Annotated in this window: 9 protein-coding genes (1 of these 9 cut by a window edge); 4 read left to right on the forward strand and 5 right to left on the reverse strand. The window is 65.8% G+C overall.

The features are described 5' to 3' along the window. From ACFXNW_RS15005 to ACFXNW_RS15025, 5 genes are all read right to left on the reverse strand, one after another. On the reverse strand, positions 1-12,285 hold the beginning of the coding sequence (locus ACFXNW_RS15005) for a DUF2332 family protein (protein WP_379418252.1). The gene continues 50,820 nt to the left of window position 1, outside the view; only the first 12,285 of its 63,105 coding nucleotides appear in the window; the start codon lies at positions 12,283-12,285; its stop codon lies beyond the left edge, outside the window. Further along, on the reverse strand, positions 12,285-14,060 hold the full coding sequence (locus ACFXNW_RS15010) for a hypothetical protein (RefSeq protein WP_379418253.1): 1,776 nt from the start codon (positions 14,058-14,060) through the stop codon (positions 12,285-12,287). The genes ACFXNW_RS15005 and ACFXNW_RS15010 overlap by 1 nt, the downstream gene beginning before the upstream one ends. A gap of 106 nt (positions 14,061-14,166) precedes the next feature. After that, positions 14,167-14,670: a L,D-transpeptidase gene (locus tag ACFXNW_RS15015; RefSeq protein WP_379418254.1), complete on the reverse strand. Its 504-nt coding sequence runs from the start codon at positions 14,668-14,670 to the stop codon at positions 14,167-14,169. A 204-nt stretch (positions 14,671-14,874) separates the two neighbouring features. After that, entirely contained in the window at positions 14,875-15,081 is a 207-nt protein-coding gene (locus ACFXNW_RS15020) for a hypothetical protein (RefSeq protein ID WP_379418255.1), read from the reverse strand. Positions 15,082-15,128: 47 nt separating this feature from the next. Continuing rightward, a complete protein-coding gene (locus ACFXNW_RS15025; protein WP_379418256.1) occupies positions 15,129-15,848 on the reverse strand; it encodes a uracil-DNA glycosylase in 720 nt (239 codons plus the stop codon). A 307-nt stretch (positions 15,849-16,155) separates the two neighbouring features. Here ACFXNW_RS15025 and ACFXNW_RS15030 point away from each other — a divergent pair, with 307 nt between their 5' ends. The 4 genes from ACFXNW_RS15030 to ACFXNW_RS15045 all read left to right on the forward strand — a co-directional run bounded on the left by ACFXNW_RS15030 (position 16,156) and on the right by ACFXNW_RS15045 (position 20,216). Beyond that, positions 16,156-16,599 carry a GyrI-like domain-containing protein gene (locus tag ACFXNW_RS15030; protein ID WP_379418257.1) on the forward strand — a complete coding sequence of 148 codons (444 nt, stop codon included), beginning with the start codon at positions 16,156-16,158 and terminating at the stop codon, positions 16,597-16,599. After that, entirely contained in the window at positions 16,596-17,042 is a 447-nt protein-coding gene (locus tag ACFXNW_RS15035) for a GyrI-like domain-containing protein (protein WP_379418258.1), read from the forward strand. Before ACFXNW_RS15030 ends, ACFXNW_RS15035 begins: the two co-directional genes overlap by 4 nt. 254 nt (positions 17,043-17,296) lie before the next feature. Beyond that, a complete protein-coding gene (locus ACFXNW_RS15040; protein WP_379418259.1) occupies positions 17,297-18,070 on the forward strand; it encodes a hypothetical protein in 774 nt (257 codons plus the stop codon). Further along, positions 18,060-20,216, forward strand: a complete 2,157-nt coding sequence (locus ACFXNW_RS15045) for an Rv1355c family protein (RefSeq protein WP_379418260.1) — start codon at positions 18,060-18,062, stop codon at positions 20,214-20,216. Before ACFXNW_RS15040 ends, ACFXNW_RS15045 begins: the two co-directional genes overlap by 11 nt. The last annotated feature ends 15 nt before the right edge of the window (positions 20,217-20,231 follow it).

Raw genomic sequence — 20,231 nt, forward strand, 5'->3', positions numbered from 1 at the left:
TCTTTCGGTGATCAGCGGTGAGGCTTCGCCGGAGATATCATCACCCTCCGCAACCACCTTGACTTGTATCTCACGCAGTTGAATCGGGTAGCGAGTGAGCAGATCGTGGAAGATCTGTGCCAGCTCGAAAGCGTGACGCTGTTGCAGCCCGTCGATGCCGTAGAGGGCGGTATCCGGATGTTTCTGTTCGAATCCGTCGACGATCTCGTACGGATTCGTGTATCGCTCAGGGTCCAGGGCCGCGCGCGACTCGTGATCGAAGAACCTCTCCAGGGCGCCGGCCAAGCGATCCAGCCCGGAATGTTCGGATGAATGCGCCGCGAGGCTACGGACCTCGGCGACCGGGTCCACATCCAGCAGGCCGACTTGCCTGAGTTCTGTGGTCTGTGTGCCGAGCAACACCGGCAGATCATTGTCGACGGATTCCAGCTCGGCTCTGCGCCGTCCGGCTTCCTCGCGACTCAGGCCCGGCACTCGCACTGCCGACTCGGCGGTGATCCGGTGAGCCAGCCACGCAGCGAGTTGATCGGCAGATAGTGCCTCGCCGACGTGTAGCAGCGTCTGCGCATCGAGCTGGCTCAGCAGGGTTCTGAGCGGTGCGAGGGCGCGCAGCACCGGCTGCTCCGTCGGCAACAGGTCCGGGTCGATGCCCAGTCGTTTCGCCAGCTCGGCGCGCGACTGCGCGATTTCGTCCTTGCCAAGAGTTGGCCGACCCCAGCCATCGAGCCCGTCGACTTCGGCCGCGCCGATGTCCCGATTGCTGCCTGCCTTCCCGGCGCCAGGCAGCGCGCCGGGCGGTGTGTGGTAGACCGTCGGGCCTTCGGTGTAGTCCAGGCGCCGTCCGCCTCGCGACCGGCGCTGGGGTGCGTCGGGGTCGCCTTCCAATGGACTGTTGTAGGTGGGGGCGGGCTTGGGTGGTGTGGACGGCTGTGTTGGCGTGGTTGGGGCAATGACAGGGGGCTGTCCGGTTGCGGCATCGAGAGAGCTGACATCGATTACGCCGACCAGGTACGCAGGGGGGATGTGTCCAGGAGATCTCGAAACATCTGTGTGCAAGCGTATTTCGTCGAACGGTACGTCCAGGACGATCGCTGTTGCGCCAGGTCCGGTGAACAAGGGATCACCGTGTGCGTCGAAACGGACTTCGTCGAGGGGGCCGAAAATGCGCGCAGTTCCATGCAGGGCACCCTGATCCAGGTAGCGCAACCCATTGTCGATGATCCCTGGGATCGCGGCAGGGTTTCTGTTGATGTGCACGACGCGGGCGTGGCCCTCCGGCAGCGGGGGAAGCGCTTCGACGGTGGTCGCGTAACGGTCGAGCTCGCCGGGCTGGAGTTGCCTGTTCGACTGCGCAGGGACAGTGTCTCGGGGATAGCTTGGCAGGCCCTCTGTTCCTGGCCGTGGAGGTGTTCCGGCCGGCGCTGGGGGCGTATTCATCTCGATGAGCGGTCCACCGCCGAGGTCGACCCAGTCGTCATCCGCGGAGCTTTGCTGCGGATTCCGCTGCACCGGTGCCGCCGAGCTGTCGAGAATCCTCCGCACCACCTGTGCGCCGTTATTCGGGTCCAGCGGAGCGTCGGACGAGGGGACCGACTCCGGGGCGGAGTCCGAGGGGTCCATCCGGAACTTCAATTCGACCGACTTACCCGGTGCGCCGTAGGCGAACAGCTCGTAGCCGATCGAGGTGGATCCCTTCAGGGAGATGGAGCCGCCGAGACCGTGGGTTCCGTCTACCTGTTCGGTGGTGATGTCGAGTGGGTTCAGGTCTCGGGCTATCAGGGCGTCCAGGTCGATCTCGGCAAGCCGCCGGTCGCGTTCGGCCACATCGGTTTGGTCGAGGGGTGTGTCGTCGACGATGTCGTCGGGCTCGTCGATGTCGGGGAGCTTCCAGGCCGGGACTTTCCTGGACGAATCCGTGATGCGAACTGTCAACTCGTCATTGCGCGAACCCGTCATCCACGCGTGTACCGATGCGCTGCCGCCAGAGGCGTAGCGGGCGATATTGCCGTAGAATTCCGAAACCGTCAGCCGGACCATCTCGATCTGATCGTCGGACCAGCCCTTATCTTCGAGCAGATCCACGAAGCTTCGACGCACGACGCTGCCGCCGGGTGCGACGTCGTCAGCGGCGAATGTCAGGTCGAGTACGAGCTCGCCGAGATCATGGAAAGGCCCGTCCGGTATCGCGGGTGTGGCCAGGGTGAACCGCAGGGTGCGGTCGCCGTCCTTGTGCAGCTCGATGCCCCACGTCCGCGACTTCTCATCCAGCAACTCGAGCACCCGGCCGGTTTCGGTGCGCGTGAGGATCCCGGTCTCTTTATCCGGTTCGTCCCGCGCAGGCGCGGACCGGCTCTGGTCGGTCACCTCTACGATCACCCATTGCGCGTCGCCCTGGCCGCCCTTGGTGGTGCGTACCACGGCCGGGCTGTCGGCAATGCTCAGCAACGCCTGGACCATGTCTTCGGCTGCTGGGGCCTGCGGCTCGAGCGGCGATCCTGCCAGCATGCCGCGAACCACTTTTCGTGCCCAGGACACATCGGCACGGTGGGGCGTGCCTGGCTCGACCGTGACCTCGATGCGAGTCAGCGGCGTACTCTCGCTGTGTCGTGCGGTAGCGAGCGAATTCGCCACCTGCTGGTCGGTGACCACGAGCTCGGAATGCACCAACCAGTGGTCGGTACCGGTATGGGCGATGCCGGACCCTGCGACCTGGAATTCCTGTGAGGCGAGTACCTGGTCCGGCGCGCCGTCCCAGCCGGGCACGGTTCGTGCGTCGGAGGCGAGTACAGGGGAAAGGCCGATATCGTCGAAGGCCCCCTGGTACACCGTATGCGGGCGATCGGTATTGAGATCGGCGGTGACCACCACCGGGCGGGTGGCCAGCGCCCGCAACTGCTGCCCGATCTCTTCGGCATGGATTGCGCCGTCGCCGTGCTCATAGCTGTGTCCGAAGAAGCCGAGCGGTGTCGGATGCATATTCACCACGGTGACCCCGCCGATCCTGACGACCTGCGCGAACCGATCATGGGGAGCCACCGGCTGACCGCCGACCCGGAGTTCGAGCGTGGTGACGGGCAGCATGTGTCCTTCTGCCGCATCGATCGGGATTCGGCTGATCACAGCCAGACTCAGCATTTTGGTCGTATCCATGTGGGACGGCGACATCACGGTCTCGTACACATATGGGTATCCGAGCAGCGCTGCCAACTCCCGTGCGGTCGAGCCGCCCGGGCCGACCTCGGACTCCTGCACGGCGACGATATCGGGGTCGATCTGGCGGAGCTGATCGGCAAAGTACGCTACGTCGATGCCGATTTCTTCGTCGTAATCGAACGGGGTCTGGTCGTCCAAATCCGCCGAGGCCTCGTCGTCATCCGAGGTCCGTAAACGGCGTGCTCCAGCGATATTCCACGTCGTCACCCGCATGGCGGCCGGTGGCGTCCGTAGCGCCCAATCAGGATTCGTGATGTCGATATCGGCGGGCAGTGGAGTCCCGTCCCGCAGTGCATTGTGCACTGCGGCCACCTTGGCGTAGTCGAGAACAGGGCCGGGTGGGAACGGGTTGGGGGCGCCGCCTTCCTGCCGGTACCGGTCTCTCATCGATTCGACACCGAACAGTGTTGCGGGCTCGACGGAGTCGCCGAGCTGTTCTTTGGCGCGATTCAATTCGTCGTATCGGAGACTCCCGGCGCGGATATTCTCTACCCATTGAGGGAAAGGTGTGTACAGATCTTGCTCGAATGATCCGCTGATTATGCTCGGAGCAAGGCCGGCATGCAGGAGTGCGAATATTGCCAGCGCCCTGGAGGTCGTTCCGTTGAAATTCGCGTCCCACGGGTGTACAGAGACAAAGCGTTGTTGCAGTTCTGCGGCAACCGAATAGGGGTCGCCCGTCCTGATATTCGTGTTGAACCACTCGGACAGGTCTGCCATCCATTGCTTCACCTCCTCGGCGCTGCCGTGAGAGGGGTAGATCAGGATGCCGCCTTCAGTGGAAACGACTCCGGGCTGCCGGATTGCCTTCCATGGGTCGGCTTCGATGGCTGCGATTTCCTCCGCGGTCAGATCATGATCGAGTTGCCGCATCGATATCGCTCGCGGAGATCCGTCGGTCTCGGATTCGAAGACGGTCCGTGCGGGATCTATGGTCAATGGGCCCGGAACATATGTGATGAGGGGAAACTGTTCGAGGGCAGCGCGTTCCGCCGAAGTGAGCGGAGTGTAAACCAAGCCGAACCCTGCGGTGAGCCCATCGTGAACTTTGGCGCCATCCTCCGGGTTGATGCGAGATACCAGTCTCCGATGGATCTCCATCATGATGTCCGGAGAAAGTTCCCGATGACGATTCTGCTCGATGAATATTCTGGCGTCGAGCCAGCCCGCCCAGGCCTCACTGCCGCGGAATATATTCTCGGGATGCTCCTGACCCGCGGCGAGCATGACATGAAGGTATTCGTCTTCGACGAACAGGCTTACTTCCTGGGCGCGGTCGGCATCGGTCGCTATGCCGAGCGCATGCTCCATCGCGCGAATCTGGTCCGCGAGATCGGTGTCCCGGAATCCCGGCTCCGCAGTCGGATCGCTGGGCGCGTTGCGGACTTGGTTCACGGTCGCACGCACTGTCGCGACCATCTCGTCGAGATTCATGAACTCATGGGGCAGCCCGGCGAAGGATGATGCGCTGGCGAGTGCCAGCTGCACGTAAGAGGCGAGCATGAGAGCCCGGCTGTCGTCCAACTCGCCGGCCAGCTCCAACTCGACCATGCGAATGGTGTCATTCGATGCCCTGAAGGTGTCGAGCATGGCCCAGACACCGAGCATGATCTCCGCGTGCCGCGGGTAGGGGGTGATCGACTCGAGGGTGGCGACACCGTTGCGATGTCGCGCAATGAAAAGATCGACGGCCTTCGGCCCGGGGCAGGCATACTGAAAGTCGATAAGCGTGACGTTTCCTTGCGCGTCGACCAAGACATTGCCCGGTGTCACGTCCATGTGCAGAGGAACCCACGGTTCGGTCTGCGATTCACCGAATTCGGCCAGTGCCCGCTCGAGGCCTTCGGTCAGCCGGGGCCCGAACCCGAATGCCTGGCGAACCGCAGTGATCGCCGCGGATCGTTCCCCGGTTTCTTGGAACACACGTTCGGCATGGGCGGCATGAATCCGGATGAAGTCCTCGACGCTCCCCGATCGTGGGTACCCCGGTGTATCCCCGAAGTCGCTCAACGGGAGATTGTGAAAATTGACGAGGATCGTGTTCAATTTCCGCACGATGGCGGGATCCGAGAACTCTGCTATCGGCTCGCCCGCATCACGGTCGATTCGGAAACCGTCCCCTACGTAGAGGATGTGCGGTACCCCGTCCATCTTCCGGGCGGCGGCCTCGATGATCGCGGCCTCGTTATCCCAGGTCACTTTGTCCAGCACATTGTCCGGACGTGCCATGACCTGGACCGCGAATCCCGACGTCTTGTAGACATCGCGAGAGCCGCCCACCCGCAATTCGCCGTGCTCGACGGCGTAGTCGCGCAATGCCGCCGCGGTCTCGTGTGACATGTGCACACCTGAATCGGGCGCTGCCCCGAGTGAGTGATACTCATCCGGCGCGAGCAGATCTCGCAAGACGGGCGATGCCTGCACCGCCGCCGGCCCCTGCTGAACAGTTTCGGGGCCATTAGGCCATTGGCTCGCATCGGCGACGCGCGTTCCGCTCGATGGTTTGATCACGAGATAGCCGTCGTCGGCCAGGCTGCGGAACACCCTGCGGACGGTGTCTTTCGATATCCCCAGCGATTCGGCGAGCTCCTTGGCAGGTGTCATGCGCTGACCCTGGCCGACGTGACCGTCGAGAATCATTTGCCGGAAGAGCGGTGTCAGTGTGGCGTGCCAGCCGAAGTGGTCGGCGGTGTCGGCGAGGGAATCCGGCCATGGCTCACCAGTAAGGACGATCAGAGTCTCTTCGGCCGAGAGCGGTGCCTCGGTGTCCGCAGGAGCCTCGCTCGGCCAGCGGTCCCTGCTCGCCACAGTCGTGCTGATCGGATGCCTGACTTGCAGATAGCCTTCATCGTCGAGTTGGTTATATGCCCTGCGGACCGATTCCGAGGAGATCCCCAGGTCTTCGGCGAGCTTTTCAATCGGTGTGAGCCGCTGGCCTTCGGATGGGTATCCGTCGAGGATCGCTTGCCGCAGACCGCTCGCCAGTGCTTCCTGCCAGCTGGTTCGGGTCGCCGCATCCGCGAGTGCGCCCCGAAGAGAGGCCTCGATGAGTCCGATCTGCTCATCGGCCGCGAGCGGTACGGATGTGTCGGTGGGTGCGTCCTTCGGCCAGTGATCCTTGCTCGTCACCGTGGTGCCTCCCCGACCGCGGCTCAGCAGATATCCCGCGTCGGCGAGTTCGCGATAGGCCCTTGTGACTGTTTCGGGCGAGATCGTTATCCGTGACTTCCACCGCAGTTCTTCGGCAAATGCCCTGTTCGGTGCCAGCTTTTGCCCCTCGGAAATTGCCCCGTCGAGGATGATTCGGCGCAACCCGGTAGTCAGCGTTTCGTGCCAGCCGACGGCGGATACGGTGTCCGTGAGGCTGTTCGGCAGTGCGGCTTCGATGAGTTCGGTTTGCAGTTCGGCCGACAGTCGTGGTGTGTCGGACCGAACGGGCGGTGCGTCGGATGATTGTTGCTTGCCCTGCGCCACGTTGTCCGCGCCCTTGCCGACACCGGGTTCGCCGCCTGGCGGCGTGTGGAAGACCATGTCGCCGTCTGGCGGCCCGACCTCCTTCGAGAACGGGGTGTGCGGGCTGACGTCCATGCCGTCGTGGGTGGTGCGGCCGGTGTCAACTCCGCCGTACATCGTTCCGGGGTACGACTTCGGAGAGCTGGTATTCGTGCGGCGCCGACGGGGAGTGGCGGGTGTGGGGTCGGCAGCGGGCAGAGCCGGATCAGGCTGCCACTTCCGAAGCAGGCGGTCGAGATATTCCCTTGCGGCGGTATCGAGTTCAGGCTCGGCGAGCTTTGTTCGGATGCCGTCGAGGAGCTGGGATTTCACGGTCGTCAGCGTGAATGCTATGTGCTCGACATGGGGGTAACGGCGAGCGTATTCCTCGCTCTGGAGCAGGTAGCGGGCGATGCGATCGGCTCGATCGAACGTGAAGGCCGCCGATTCGAGGTGGGGATTGCTTGCGGTGGTGTTTCCGAAGTCCGATATCTCGTCGAGTAGGTCCGCGACCGCGTGTTCCATCGTCGACATGAGCCGGTCGGGGTCGATGTCCTCGGCACCGGCGGGGACCAGGTGCGACAGGATGGCGAAGCGGTGTTCCGGGCTGAGGGGTGTGTATCCGGCGACGTGGGCTGGGTCATGGGGTTCGCCCAGTATCTGGGCTCGCTCGGCCAGCAACTGCATGAGGTCGACGGTGATGTCGGTGTTGTCGTACCGGCCGCCGGCGCCGAGCCGCTTCGCTGCCTGATACAGAAGCTGAACCGTCGGCCCACTGTCGGCGAACGACCAGAACGGCTGCTGGCTGCCACTTGCCCTGTTCGGGAGTTGCAGGATGTAGTCGATCATTCCGGCTGCGTCGTCGGCAGCGCGTGCGGCTTCCTCCGGATCCAAGCCTGCCAACCCATGCTTGGCCGCGTCGGCGATGGCCTGCACCAGGTTGTTCTGGTATTCGTCGACGAGGTCGGCGAGTTTCGCGTCTACGGTTCCGAGTGTGGATCTCTCGTCGAATGGCAAGGTGACCCCGGCGTGCCGGAAGTCTTGGTAGAGGCGCTGGAGGTAGTCCTTCGTCTGCGGCTCGAGGTCCAGGTCTTCACGCTGGAAGTAGAGCTTCTCGACTCGTTCGAACAGCTTCTTGTTCGTCAGGACCTCGCGGTCGTGCCGTGTTTTCATCCCGGTGATCAAGTTGTCCACCTGATCGGCCACCGAATTGCGATCTTCTTTGTCGCGCTTCAGGATTTGCTGTTCGGCCAGCTTGCGGTATTCGGCGCCGGATTCGGCGAAGCGATGCAGGGTGTTGTCGACATCGGGTTCGTCGGGATCGTCGGCGATCTCGTCCAGCTCGGCGTTGTGCTTTTCGATCGCCGCTGCCAGATCTTTCGCGTGCTGCACCAGATCGATCTCGTCCCACCATGGATCCTCTGGCGGTGCAAACGGGAACGGATTGGTGCCGCGGATGTTGTGCCGGGTTCCCGGCGTCGAGAGCACGGGGCGGCGGGTCTTGATCTTCGGCGGTGGTGGTGGTGCGATCGCCGAGCTGGGAACCCCGCCCTGGGTGGTTTCGACGCCGGGATTGTCGAGGTATTCGAGGCTGTTCGGGTTGAGGCCCGGTCGCCCGGGTTTGCCCGGCGCGCCCGGTGCTGCCTCGTCGACGTCGGTGGGGTACTTGCGGCCCAGCAAACCAGCGTCCATCGGGACAGTGGTCGGGCTGGCATCGAGGGACGTCGATTGGGTGGCCGGCGGGCGAGGGATCGGGGTGATTTCCGGTCCTACCGCCGGCTCCGGGGTGAGCGGGCTGGTGGGATCGTGTTCTTCCTGGTCGCCATCGGGGGTGAAGCGCGGTCGGTTGGACCAGGAGTCCAGGGAGCCGCTCTCGCCAGGTCTGGGGATGATGGGTGTTCGGTTGCGCGTGTCCTCCTCCGGTGGGAGAGGGAACGCGGGGTTCGTGTAGATGGCCGGTGGCGGCAGTTTGAACTCGTCGGGCGGATCTCCCAATGGAAAGCCGGGAATGCGCGGGGTTGTGGCGTCGGTGCCGGTGGGGAATTCGACGGTACTGGGTTTCGGCGGGATGAACTCCTCGGGCTCTTCCGGGAGATCGTCGTCGACAGGGTTTCGATTGGTCGCCGGAAGCGATGATGTGGCCGACGCTTCCGGGCGGCTGTCGGGGGTCGGCGGTGCAGTGAGGTGGGCTGCGGCCGGGGGAAGCGATGCACGGATCGGGCTCGGATCCGCCGGACGTGCGGCCGGAGCCTGAGCGGCGGTATGGGTTGCGGTCGAAGGAGATTCGGCAGCCAACGGTGACGACGCCGTTGGTGCGATCGCCGGGCCCGTTGCGCTGGGCGGCGGGGTCCCCGGTACGGGTTCGAGTCCAGGGGATGCGTCGGAGGCGGTGCTACGGGCGGTTCCGGTGTCGTTGCCGAGCGTTGCCGAGGCCGTGGTTTCCGGGATTGGCTCGGGTGAGATCTGCGGTGCGGTGGTGCCGGTCGCGTGCGGTGTCCGGCTCGGCACCGAGGGGGTGTCGGGTGTCGGCCCCGATGCCGGCGCGCTGGTAGCAGTCGGCTCGGCGGGTGCACCGACGCTGCGCGAGGAAGCTGCGGGACGCGGGTTCGGCGCGGGTTCGGCGGCTGTGGTGGGACGCGGTGTCTGAGCTGTGGTGTCGCGGGGTGCCTGCGCGACGGTATCGCGGGAAACGTGTGTGCCGGTATCGAGGGATGGCTGCGTGCCGGTATCCCGGGGAGCGGAGGTACTGGTCTCACGGACTGTATGTGCGCTGTTGTCAGGGCTTTTCGGCGTAGCGGCCTCGCGGGAGGTCGGGTTGCTGGTCTCCAGGTTCGGCCGGCTGCTGTCGCGCGAGGTCTGAGCGTCGGTGTCGGGAGTCGCCAGGTTGGCGTCAGTAGTTGACCGCGGAACCGGTTCGTTGGTGAGCGCCGGCCCCGCGTCGATGCTCTGGTTCGCGGTGGCGGTCGGGCTTCCCGGCTCTTCGGCCGTCGTCACACCCAGCCGCGCCAGATCCCGCTGGAATGCCGCCTCGAATTGGTCGTGGTTCACGGGAGGGGCTTCGGGCACGGCATCCGGTGCGGGTGCGTCCCGCTCGAGGAGGGCCGTTCCCTTCAGCGGGTCCCAATCCGGCTTCGGCTTCGGCGCCTCGCCCGGCGCCAGCTCGAATTGCGGGCGCCAGGTGCCGGGCTCGGTTTCGATGAAGGCGACGCCGAGCGTCTCCTTGACGTGTGGGCCGACCTTTTGCAGCCAGTTCTCGACAGCATTGTCTTCGATGGTGATGCGGTGGTCGCCGATACGCTTGCCCTGCGCGTCCACGGTCCACTCGACCACCAGATCACCGGAGGTCTCGCGGACGATATTGCCCTTCTGCTCGTGGATTTCGATGCGGCCCACGCTGTTCCGGCTGACTGTCGCGGCGTGCGCGCCTGCTCCGTCTTTGAATTGCAGACCGCCGGCGACCAGCACATTCTTGTTGTTCGCCACATAGTCGACCAGTGCCTGTGGTGACTCGAAGGTGCGCCAGTGCCCGTTGAGCGATTGGGCGTACTGCTCGACCTCGACCCCTGACAGGCGCGTTTGCGGGTTGTCGAGCAGCGAGGTGTTGATGCCGTCGTACCCGGTTATCTCCTTCACATACGAGACGGATTCGGGGGCGCAGTTGCCCAGCCCCTTGGCCGCCTCGTGTGAGTACACGACAGCCGAATCGCCGGGGGGTGCCGACATGGAACTCGGGTTCGTCTCGCCGAGTTCCCGTCCCGGAGTGGGTGAATCAACCGGCAGGCCAGGCGATTCCGGCCCCTGAACGGGATCTGCGGAGACAGGGGTGGGTGCATCTGCGGTGCCGTGAACCGAAGGGCCTTCCCCGCCGGCGGATTCGGGTACTACGCGGACGTGACCCGGCTCGGAGACGGGTGTAGAAGGCGGCCGCCCCGCATCAGCCGGCCCGGATACACGCCCGGTGCCTTCGGCGGTGGTCGTGACATTGCGGACAGGCTGGGAGGATTCGGTGCCGCCGCGAACGCCATTCTGCGGGCCGGGCCCATTCGTGGAGGTGTTCGGCGTGCCCGCCCCGTCGCCCGACCCGGACACCGTCGAAATGCTTCGAGCCGGTGGAGCGGGTTCCCGCACACCGGTGACGTTCCCGTGCCCCGGCCCGGAGCCACCGGCCGGAACCGGCGACGAACGCCCGGGCCCCGATCCGCCCGCTCCCGGCGAATCCGGTGAATTACGTTGTCCGGGTGGTGTACCCGGTCCGTCGCCGCCGACGGCCCTTGGTCCAGAGGATTCGCCGATCCCCATCTCGGCGAGTTGCTGCCGATAGTGGGCATCGGCGCGCTGCTGGAATTCGGTGATGCTCGATCCGCGGAAGGACCGTGGACCGGTGGATGTGTTCTGGCTGTCGACGAACTCGGCGACGAGGTCGCGGTGCGGTCCGGACGGCAGGTCCTCCTTGCGCATCCGTCCGGCGAGACTGCGACCCACCTCGTTGATCTGGCCTTCCGGCGACAAGACACGCGGACGCGGCGTCTGCCCGTCGTCGGATCCGATGACCGAGGATCTGAGCCGCGGGGATTCGGCGATCCGCGGAGAGCCCGCCGACGGTCCGCCGGATGGCGAGCCGTCGGGGGTGGATCCAGGTGGCGGGGTACGTCCCGCGCGGATGGCCGCGCCGATGGAACTGGCGATCCCGGAACCGACTCCGGTCCAGAGCATCGCGGCCATCTCTTTGTCGGTGAGCTCGCGGCCGGACAGCTTTTCCGCCGTCTTGGCGCCGGCGTAACCACCGAACAGGCCGCCGCCCGCGCCGCCTGCGACAACTCCTGCGGCCTGGCGAGCCTTCCAGGTGACCGGCGAGGTCGAGCCGGCACCCGATCCCATCACCTTCCGTGCGATGGCGCCGCCGGCAGCTGCGCCGAAAAGGCCGCCGACAGAGGCTGCGGCGGCACCGATCTTTACTTGCGTCCAATCCATCTTGTCGCGATGGCCCTCGACGATCTGGCGGCCCATCGCGTATACCTGCGTACCACCGCCGATCGCGCCGCCCATCACGGCGCCCTTGGTCATCAACGCCAGCCTCGGGAAAGCCACCGCGAACTTCGCGTTGCCCAGCCGCAGCAGCGTCACCAGATTGCGCAGCGAGAGCACCATCGCTTCTCTGGCGGCGAGCCGACGCTGCATCATCACCAGCACGGTCGCCGGATGAGGCCTCGTCAGGTCGAAAAGGATCTGCCCGATCAGTACGAAGGCGATGCTTTTGACCAGATAGATGTGGTGTTCGATCTTGAGTGCGCCATCGTCGAGGTGGTCGGCGCGCGCCTCGAGGTCTTTGCACAGTTCCCGGGTGTCGGTTGCGCACCCCTGGTACCACTCGCGCAGCTTATCGGCATAGTCGCCCGATATGCCCAGGTCGGAGCCGGGCCGAAAGATCTCGTCGATGCTGGTGCCCAGCTCGGTCAGTTCCTTCGCCGTGCTCCGCCAGCATTCGGCGGTGGCGCGCATGGCCTCCGGGTCGCCGTCCGGGATATGGCCGAGCACCATATCGATGAGCCAGTCTGGAAACCAGTCGGGAAGGTCGACCATCACCCGCCGCCCGGGCGACCACGGGGGATCTCGACGGCCAGCCGGTGTAGGGCTTTCGCCGGTCCCGACGCGTCGTCACCGCGCAACTCGACCTCGGTGAACGCTGTTTCCAGCGCTGTCAATGGATGAAAACGACTGCGCTGGAAACTGTTCGGGCCCAGTTGGGCACGCCAGTTCCGGTAGCCGCCGACGACGACGGCGAGTGTGTCGCCGCGGTCCCATGGGCCGCTGATCCGCCGGTACTCGGTGATCAACGAGCGTTGCGCCAGTTGCTGTGCGCGCGGTCCCGCTGCTGCGACGAGTATCCGGCCCAATGCGTGGACCACGGTCGCATAGATCGGCCGTTGCTCGGATCCCGCAGGCATCCGTCCTGCTCGAGTGGCTGCCTTGACTGTGGTGTCGAACAGGTCGGGATCCGCGGCGAGCTTGGAGTCGAGTGAGATCCATGGGCCGGTGCCGTCTCGGTCCCAGATCACCTCGGCCGCCGCACCGTCGGCGAGGGTGGTGATCTCGATTCCACCGAGGACGAGGAACGGGTACTTGCCGAGGATGTCGTCGACCGCGGCGGCGACCTCGACGACCGTGTGCTCGGCGATCCCCGAGGTGTTGAACCCCGAGAGCCGCAGGTTGTGCCGTGCGGCGAGTGCCTGCGCGGCGGCCAGTGCCGCAGCGTTGGTCGTCGGTTTTCCGGTAGCGACCGGTGCAGCGGTTTCTCGTTTCGACCGGCGTGATTTGCCGGGCTTACCGCGGGTGGGGCGCTCGGCGCCGGCTTCCTTGCCGGGGCGACGCGGCGGGATGGCCTGCCCGGGAGGAACCACAGGCCCCATGCCCGGTGGCTGTGGCCGGGGACCGCCGGGGCCCCATGGTGTTCCCGACTGGGGGCGCGACCAGGGTGTCTCTGCCGACGGGCGTCCGCCCGCCGTCCGGGCAGCGGAATCCGTGGGTTTGGCGGGACCGCTCGTGGGAGATGCGGCGGCCGAAGTGTCGCGCCACGGTGCGGGCGTGGGCGTGCCTTGCGCCGAGGGAGTTCTGCCCTGCTTGGCCGCGGCGCGATCACCGGGCGACGGCGAGCCGGAGCTCCCGCCCGAGGGGGTCGCGGGTCCCGGCGAATCTGCTTGGGCGCCGGAATGATCAGGGGAGGTGCTGTCAGTGCTGCCGGGGTAGCCGACCGGGTCAGCCGTCGGGTCGAACCCCGCGCCGGAGGGATCGGGCACTTCGGGTACGTAGTCGAACGGCTGATCCGCCGGAACATCGAACGGTGGGTTCGGGTCCGTCCCGTCGGCGAACGATTGCCGGCCCGAATCGGCGGGGCTCGGAGAGGAGCCGTCGGCCATATCGGTCGGCACGTTCGTACCGGGACCGGGCTCGAATGTGGGACCGGGCTCGACTGCGGGGCCGGGCTCAGGTGTCTGATAGGTGGGACCAGCTGGGCCCTGCGGGTAGTCCCACTCGAGGTATATGGGATCGGCGTTGCGGATGTCGAGGGCGCTGTCGCTGTCGTTGGCGTACAGATTGGCGGTCGAGTCGCTGACCTGAAGGCTCGCCTCGGCCAGCCGCGAGGCCAGGTTCGCCACCGCCTCCAGACTCTTTTCGGCGCGCGGTTCGTAGCCCTCGGCGAAGGTCTTCCCCGTCTCGTCGGCGCCCCACGGCTCACCGTGCCCCTCCAGCCCGGTCTTCAGGGTGCTGTGTTGCTCGCGGGCGGTCCGGGCCAGTGCCCCCAGTTGTGAGATCAGAGTGTTGACCCGGTCCGGGTCGATCCGCAGCGGCTGGCTCATACGCGATGAACCCTCCTCATGACTGTGCACCGGATCAGAGAAGAAAATTGTGCCCGATCCTGAGGGGGTTACGGCGGTGCGTTGTTACCTGTCCTGGGAAGAGCTGTCAGCGGACGACATCGACCCTGTCACCGGGGTTCAGGTACTCGAAAAACCGGTGTGCGCCTTCCTCTGTCATGCGCACGCAGCCGTGGGAGGTGTGCTCGACGGGGCCCACGTGGAAGGCGATGTCGTTGTTGAAGAACACCGCCCAGCGCATCGGGGCGTGGTGCATGGTGCTCCAGTGGAACGGGCGCTTGAAGTCGACGTCGAATACGCCCGGTGGGGTTTCGTAGCCCGGCATGCCGTGGGAGATCGGGGTGGGGCCGAAGACGACGCGGCCGTTGTCCATCAGCCAGGCCTCGTTGGTGCTCAATCGCATGCAGGCGCGGGCCTCGGGTGCGCACGGCGCGGAGGTCGGGATGATCGCCGGGACGCCGGGGATGTCCGGTCCGCCGGGGAACAGCGGTTCGGCCTGGGCCGGTGCGGCCAGCAGGAATCCGGCGGACGCGGCGCCGAGAAGTGCCGCGAAACGAGCCGACCAGCTGCGGAAACGGTTACTGCGAATCAATAGTCCGAACCTCTCTAACCCTGCCGGCCGACCTGCCTCACGCCAGGACACCCGGACCATCTCGTCTGCACAAGCCTGGGACCACCGAGGTAGAGGTGATCATGGCCGACCATCCGCATACGGTCAACGATGGCGCGCGACTGGGATGAGTCCGTTACCTGCGGCCGGGCGCGCCGCAGGTATCGGCGGGGACGGGTTCGGTGCTCAGTCCTCGCTGCTGTCGCGGTGCGCCAGGAAGTCGAGCAGGGCTGGGTCCGAGGAGGTGAGCCGGTCGATTTCCTCGCCGCCGGTACAGGGGTAGAAGGCCACCGTGACCGAATCGGGGCGGCGGGCTGCCACCCGCCAGATGGCGCCGGAGTCGTGCCAGCGCTGCAGGATCGTGACGGGAGTATTCGCGGAGTCTTCCGGCATGGCCTCCGGTGTCCTTCGGTGCGTTCGAGTTCCGATATCCGCCGACGCTACCGGCCCGCGGGCAGCCCGGCGGCGGTCGCGGCCCGTATGAGCACGTCCTCGATCATGGCCGGGGTCAATCGGCCGGTGAAGGTGTTCTGCTGGCTGACGTGGTAGCAGCCGAACAGCTGCAGCGGCTCACGGGCCGGGTCGGTGTGCGTCAGCTCGATGTGCACGCCGTGCCCGAACTTGGGGCGCGGCCGCGGGATCTGCCAACCGGCGTCGGCCAGTGCCGGGAGCAGCGCCTGCCAGCCGAACGCGCCGAGCACCACGATGGAGTGCAGGGTCGGCGCGAGCAGCCGCAACTCGGTATCGAGCCAGTGACGGCAGCGGTCGCGTTCCTCGGGCGTCGGTTTGTTGGCCGGTGGTGCGCAGCGCACCGGAGAGGCGATCCGCACACCGAGTAGGCGCAGGCCGTCGTCGCGGCTGACGGCGGTGGGCTGATTGGCCAATCCCACCGCGTACATGGCCGCGTAGAGCACCTCGCCGCTGCGGTCGCCGGTGAACATGCGGCCGGTGCGATTGGCGCCGTGCGCGGCCGGCGCGAGGCCAACGATCAACATGCGTGCGTCATCGGGACCGAATCCGGGAACGGGACGACCCCAGTAGGTCTGGTCCCGGAACGCGGCCCGCTTCTCCCTGGCCACCAGCTCCCGCCACGCCACCAGGCGCGGGCAGGCGCGGCAGTGTGTCAGGGTTTCGTCCAGTTCGGCGATGGTCCGGCACACGAGACCAATTCGATCACACTGGGGTGGGGTTCCTGTGCAAACGTCCAGTTGGCGCAGTCGGACGCAGTCCGTCTTCAGACCGCGCATGGCCGGAGCGAATGCGGAGGTACGCACGATGGGCGCCGCCGGACGTAGTCCGTCTTCAGACCGCGCATGGCCGGAGCGAATGCGGAGGTACGCCCAGTTCAGCTGGACCGGCGTGAATCGATCTTGTGAGCGGTACGGTCGGGCACGATTGGTAGCATGACGGTTCTGGCCGACCGGATGTGGACACTGCCCCCCGGATTCATCTCGAAAGAGTCTTTCCATGCAGTTTGAAATCGTCGAACGGGACGAGACATGGGTTGCCGGACTTCCGGTGCGCAGTCCCAAGCGTGCGCTACAAGAACTGCGGGACAAGGATCTGGAAGCCGCGTGGGCCGCGGTACTGCACCACGACCTCGGCGGCCCGCTCGCCAGCGCCTACACCGACTACTCGGGCGAGCTCGGCACCTACAACACCCAGATCGTCGGCTACCAGTGCTCATCGTTCGAGCGCGTCACCCGCGGCCATCTGGTGGCCAGGCTGCCGCGCGGTACCTACGCGCGGTTCTCCTCGGTGGGTGAGTTCCCGCAGATCATGACGGGCCTGTGGACCCAGATCGCCTATGCCGAGGAACACAAGCAGATCAAACGCACCTTCACCGGCGATTTCGAGTGTTATCCGCACGCGTACAAGATCGATCTCTACTTGGCGGTCGATCCGCGATGAGCTACTCCATCGTCGTCCGCAGCGCTGCCATCTACGGCGGTCTGGTGGTGCCGCGGGTGCGTCCGAGCTTCAAGGTGAGCAACAGCGAGCTGATCGAGTTCCTCAAGGACCGGTTGCGTGATCGTGCCGAGGGAACCAGCGCGGCCGAGGGCCCGATGTTCACCGTGTACGTGCCCGATCCGACCGAGACCTACAACGCGCTGGTCGGTTTCGAGTATCCGGCCGCTGAGGCCGCGCAGGTCGGCGACGTGCTCGTGCGCGTCCCCAAGGGCGTGTACGCGCGGTTCGTGCCCAATGGCGACTACCACGATCCGGTCGAAGATGCCTGGGCCCAGGTCGATGACGCGACGGCATCGGCCGAGATCACCCGTGCCTACCGTGAAGAAATCGAGATCTGGCACGGCCCGCATTCGGTCGAACTGTTCATATCCATTCTGGTATAACTTGCTGCCGGTTTGCTAGACACGTACCAACCGGTCTCCTTTCTCTCCCGGTATCCGGACGTGAGCGGCCTGACCTGCGTGTCTTTCGGGGCAAAAATTTGGTTTTCGGAAGATTAACCAGATATCTAGTCAATTCTGGCTTCGATGACCCATACTGCCCATGACGCACTCACTCGACGTTCGGGGCGGCGGGTGAGTCTGTCGGATGGGTTCGATCACTGCGTGTGCGCACGCAGCAACAGAGTAGGAACGTCATGGCTGTCGAAACGATCGCCGTCGACCTGGTTGAAACTTGCAGTACCTCGGCACTGCGATTTCACGACATCGTCTCCGGATGCGACATCACCGCGACCACCCCGGATGCCGACCCGGAACTATGGGATCGATATCTCCACGGTGCGCTGGATGTTTACCGGCACTTCCGCGTCCAATCCGCCCTCGAATACGACGTGGTGGCCGATGGCAGGTCCACCTCGTTGTTCTTTGCCGCGACCGACCGGACCGGCGCGGTCGTCGCGGGCGTCCGAGCGCAGGGCCCGTACCTGCGTATCGAGGAGGTCGGATCGCTCGCGCCCTGGTCGGGGCGCCCCGGCGAACGGGAACTGCGGGCGATGGTTGCTCGCCGGATACCGCGCGGCATCGTCGAGTCCCGCGGAGCGTGGGTGGCACGCGATGTCCCCAACCGCCGCGAACTCGGCGCCGCGATCTCGCGCTGTATCGCACACACTCCGAGAATCCTCGGTGTTCGATACGGTTTCGCCACCGTGGCCTCGTTCACCACGAGCAGGCACCGGGGCAGCGGCGGTGTCGCGGCCGACCTGATCCCCGCGGTGCCCTACCCCGACGATCGCTATCAGACCGTGCCGATCTGGTGGGACAGCCGGATGTATCGGATGTTCGCCGATCGGTTGCAGTATCTGCTGATGTGCGATGAACTGCGAGATATGGGAGTCGCCGACGGTGCACTCGAACGAGTGCGCCGCGGCACCGGACGCAGATCGGAGGGTCGGTTCGGCTATGGCCGGTGAAAGCGACCGGGGAGTGGAATATCGGCCGCTGGTCCTGGATCCGCAGCACCCCGGCGACGCACGGGTGCTCGCCGAACTGCGTGCGCGTAGCGATATCGAATTCGACGATCTGCGTGATTTGCTGGACCACGAGTTCGCCGATCTCACCGATCCACCCGAACGCGTGGAGGGCCAGGAATCCGATCGCTGGGTGTACTACCCGTGGCGGCGGCGCGTTCTCGGATTGCCGGGCCCGCAAACGCTTCGCGCCATTCGGCTGGACCGGAATCGCAATAAGCTCACCCGGGATGAACAGCAACGATTGCGCGAGATGTCGATCGGCGTGGTCGGGCAGAGCGTCGGCCACGCCGTGGCCTACACGATTGCTCTGGAAGGTATTTGCGGGTCGCTACGCCTGGCCGATTTCGACGTGCTCGAGTTGTCGAATCTCAACCGAGTGCCTGCCGGGTTGTTCGATATCGGCACGAACAAAGCCGTGGTCACCGCGCGCCGGATTGCCGAACTCGACCCCTATCTGCCGGTCGAGGTCTATCGCGCCGGGGTCGACGAGGACTCGGTCGACCAATTCCTGTCCGGACTCTCGGTCGTCGTCGAGGAGTGTGATTCGCTCGATATCAAACTCGTCGTCCGCGAAGCCGCACGCAAGCACCGCATTCCGGTCGTCATGGAGACCAGTGATCGCGGCCTGCTCGACGTCGAGCGCTACGACCTGGAACCGGAACGCCTGCCGTTCCACGGCTTGTTGGGCGGGGTGGTGGCGAGCGACCTGCGCGGGTTGTCCACACGCGACAAAGCGCCCTACGTCGTCGCGCTGATGGGTCCTACCGAACTGTCGTCCCGGATGGCGGCCAGCATGGTCGAGGTCGGCGAAACCCTGAGCAGCTGGCCCCAGCTGGCCGGCGATGTGATGCTCGGCGGCGCGAGCGTCACCACCGCCATCCGCCGCATCGGGCTCGGCCAGAAACTGCCTTCCGGGCGCACCAGGGTCGATCTCGAATGCAGCCTGGACGGTCTCGCCGAACCGACGCCGATCGACGACCTGGACTGGGACGACGCAGACCACGAAGAACCCACCTCCGCCGATCCGGTGCAGCGCATCCTGGCCTGCGCCCAGCGGGCGCCCTCCGGCGGCAACGTCCAGCCGTGGACGTTGCACGCAGACGGTGACGAGATCCGGATCGACCTGGACCGCTCGGCCACCACCGCCATGGACATCGGCTATCGCGGCAGTGCGGTGGCGCTGGGTGCCGCGCTGTACAACGCACGCGTGGCAGCGGCGGCGCACGGCGTACTCGGCGTCTGCGAACTCGTCGAATCCGACGATCCCGCGTCCGCGCCGATCAGCGCCGTCCTGCGCAGAAGCGGCAAGCCCGCTGATGCGCCTGCCGCCGACTATCCGCTGACGCTGACCCGCGAAACCAACCGCAGACTCGGTGACGGCAGCCCGATCCCCGCCGCCGTCTTGGCCGACCTGACGGGCGCCGCCGCCGCCGAAGGCGCCACGCTGCGCGCGCTCACCGATCGCGACGGCATCGACAACGCCGCCCGGCTGCTGGCCGAATCCGATCGCATCCGCTACCTCACTCCGCTGCTGCACGAGCAGCTGTTCGCGGAGCTGCGCTGGGCGGGCGACGACCTCGACATCGGCATCGATGCCCGCACCCTCGAACTGGCTCCCGACGAGCAGGCGGCCATGCAGATCGGCCGACGCGCCGATGTGATGGCGCAACTGCACAGCTGGTCGGCAGGCTCGGCGCTGGGTGATTACGCCCGCGATCGGGTGCGCTCGAGTTCGGCGGTCGTCGCGGTCACTTTCACCGAGCCGCCGGGTACAGACGAGAGGTCATTGGCCGGATATGTGCGCGCGGGCGGGGCCGTGCAACGGGTGTGGATCCAGGCCCAGCGCAGCGGTTTGGCAGTGCAACCGATGTCGCCGGTGTTCCTCTATTCGAGACGTCACCGCGACTCGAACGCGATTTCTCCGGCCTACACCGATACACTAGCGTCACTTCAAGGCTGTTTCCTGGACCTACTGGGAGTGCCGGAACATGAGACCATGGCATTGGTTCTTCGCCTGAGCTACGCGGCTGCGGCCGGTGTGCGCAGCAGGCGGCGACAGGTGCCTGGCGCGGACACCCGCAGTTAGCGCGATCGGAGACAA

The organism is Nocardia sp. NPDC059180 (assembly GCF_042754945.1).
GTDB lineage: Bacteria > Actinomycetota > Actinomycetes > Mycobacteriales > Mycobacteriaceae > Nocardia.

Excerpts from the sequence above, each read along its gene's own strand:
- ACFXNW_RS15010 (WP_379418253.1), bottom strand. The coding sequence starts at position 14,060 with ATGAGCCAGCCGCTGCGGATCGACCCGGACCGGGTCAACACTCTGATC.
- ACFXNW_RS15020 (WP_379418255.1), bottom strand. The coding sequence starts at position 15,081 with ATGCCGGAAGACTCCGCGAATACTCCCGTCACGATCCTGCAGCGCTGG.
- ACFXNW_RS15030 (WP_379418257.1), top strand. The coding sequence starts at position 16,156 with ATGCAGTTTGAAATCGTCGAACGGGACGAGACATGGGTTGCCGGACTT.
- ACFXNW_RS15035 (WP_379418258.1), top strand. The coding sequence starts at position 16,596 with ATGAGCTACTCCATCGTCGTCCGCAGCGCTGCCATCTACGGCGGTCTG.
- ACFXNW_RS15040 (WP_379418259.1), top strand. The coding sequence starts at position 17,297 with ATGGCTGTCGAAACGATCGCCGTCGACCTGGTTGAAACTTGCAGTACC.
- ACFXNW_RS15045 (WP_379418260.1), top strand. The coding sequence starts at position 18,060 with ATGGCCGGTGAAAGCGACCGGGGAGTGGAATATCGGCCGCTGGTCCTG.